Source organism: Ideonella sp. B508-1 (assembly GCF_000333615.1).
GTDB lineage: Bacteria > Pseudomonadota > Gammaproteobacteria > Burkholderiales > Burkholderiaceae_C > Ideonella.
Genome location: NZ_BADL01000098.1, coordinates 1 through 2,199 on the forward strand (window position 1 = coordinate 1; position 2,199 = coordinate 2,199).

General features: G+C 68.0%; 2 protein-coding genes. One reads left to right on the forward strand and one right to left on the reverse strand.

All coding sequences use genetic code 11. The annotated features are described in order from the left end of the window. On the reverse strand, positions 1 to 935 hold a 935-nt coding region (locus I73_RS25855), incomplete at its 3' end, for a transporter (protein ID WP_022979464.1). A gap of 127 nt (positions 936 to 1,062) precedes the next feature. Here I73_RS25855 and ppk2 point away from each other — a divergent pair. Continuing rightward, positions 1,063 to 1,989 (forward strand): polyphosphate kinase 2, encoded by a 927-nt coding sequence (gene ppk2, locus I73_RS04185; protein WP_022979465.1) that lies wholly within the window; start codon positions 1,063 to 1,065, stop codon positions 1,987 to 1,989. The last annotated feature ends 210 nt before the right edge of the window (positions 1,990 to 2,199 follow it).

Here is a 2,199-nt window from a genome sequence, read left to right on the forward strand (position 1 = left end):
GGAATGCCGCCCACATTCATTCCGAACAGGCCGGAGATGAGGTTGATGGGCAGGGCCAGCACGGTCACCATGGTCAGCATGAACAGGGTACGGTTGTTCTCTTCGGCCACCCGGGCGCCCACTTCGTCCTGCATGGCCTTGATACGTTCCTGCAGGGCCGCGATGTCGCGCAGCACCAGCGCAAACTCTTCGCTGGCGCGGTGCAGCTGGGCGCGGTCTTCAGCCTGCACCCAGGCGGGCGGGCTGGCCAGGGTGCGCATCAGCGCGCTGGGCTCGGGCGCCAGCAGGCGCTGCAGGCGCACGGCCAGGCGGCGCAGCCGCGCCAGTTCGGCGGTGTGGCGCTGGTGGTGGCCGGCCAGCAGTTCGTCCTCGATGTCCTCCAGCCGGTCGGCCACGCGGCGGGCGATGCGCTGCAGCTCGTCGGCCTGAAAGCGCAGCAGCTGGTCCAGGATGTCCACGCTGGACGCCAGTTGCTCCTCGCCCCTCTTGACCACCATGCGCAGGTGGTCCACCGAACGCAGCGGATGCCAGCGCGCGGTGATGACCCGCCCCGGGCTGACGCTGACCCACAGCGTGGCCACGTCGCTGGCGTCGAAGTTGAAGTCGTAGGCCACGTCGTTGACCACGGCGAACAGGGTGTCGCCATCGCGCTCGATGCGGGTGGAGCGCGAGCCCTCGTGCAAGGCTTCGAAAAAGGCCTCGCTCAGGCCGCCGTGTTCCTGCAGCCAGCGCAGGCCGGCCACGTGGTTGAGGTTGAAGTGCAGCCAGCAGAAGCCGTCGGTGCCGGCGGCCTCTGCGGCTTCCACTGCGGCCAGGGTATCCAGCGTGCGCGGGGCCTGGCCCTCGATGAACTGGTAGCCGCAAATCAGCCCCTGGCTTTCCTCGCCGGTGACCAGGTAGGGCACGGGCGGCTGCATGGGGGCGTCGGTGGACATGGGCAAGGGGCTCCGAAGAAGGCAAACGGCCCTCGCATCCTAGCGGCCAGCCCGTCCCGAAGATGACACGACGGTGTCACGCAGAGCTGTCAGACTCATGCAGTCTGCGACTGCACCGAAGCACCCCATGAACCCGATTCCGCCCGCCGAGGACCACGGCACCCTGGTCGACCGCATCCGCCAGGATCTGCTCGACGGCTACGACGAGGAGCTGGAGCTGGAGATCGAGGACCGGCACTACACGGCCGATGGCCACGACCCGATCCGCAGCGACGACGAGCGCTCGGCCCGCATGTCCTACTTCAAGAGCCTGTTCCACCTGCAGGGTGAGCTGGTGAAGCTGCAGGACTGGGTGCAGGCTACGGGCCAGAAGGTGGTGATCTTGTTCGAGGGACGGGACGCCGCCGGCAAGGGCGGCGTGATCAAGCGCATCACCCAGCGGCTGAACCCGCGCGTGTGCCGCACCGTGGCCCTGCCCGCCCCCAACGACCGCGAGAAGACCCAGTGGTACTTCCAGCGCTATGTCTCGCACCTGCCTGCCGCGGGCGAGATGGTGCTGTTCGACCGCAGCTGGTACAACCGCGCCGGCGTGGAGCGGGTTATGGGTTTCTGCTCCGAGGACGAGGTGGAGGAGTTCTTCCGCTCGGTGCCCGAGTTCGAGCGCATGCTGGTGCGCTCGGGCATCCGGCTCATCAAGTACTGGTTCTCCATCACCGACGACGAGCAGCACCTGCGCTTCCTGAGCCGCATCCACGACCCGCTCAAGCAGTGGAAGCTCAGCCCCATGGACCTGGAAAGCCGCCGCCGCTGGGAGGACTACACCAAGGTCAAGGAAGACATGCTGGAGCGCACCCACATTCCCGAAGCCCCCTGGTGGGTGGTGCAGGCGGTGGACAAGAAGCGCGCGCGGCTGAACTGCATCCACCACCTGCTGGAGCAGTTCGACTACCACGAGATCGTCAAGCCGCCGGTGGTGCTGCCCGCGCGCGAGCGCCACGAGGACTACCACCGCGAACCCGTGCCCGCGGAGATGATCGTCCCCGAGGTGTATTGAGCGCAGTGTGGTGGGGCGGCGCGCCGGCCTGCCCCTCGCTCAATCCAGCCGCACCCCGCGCCCGCCCCGAGGCCGGGTGGGCAGTGGCTGCTCCTGCACCGTCAGCCGTGCGTCGCAGGCGGGCTTGAGCTGCTCCGGTGTTTGACACAGCCGCAGGCCCGTGACCGTGGCCACCATGGCCAGACGGGCCTGAACCGCCATTTCGTAAGC

Bases quoted from the DNA above. Each gene is read 5' to 3' on its own strand.
- ppk2 (WP_022979465.1), top strand. From the start codon at position 1,063: ATGAACCCGATTCCGCCCGCCGAGGACCACGGCACCCTGGTCGACCGC.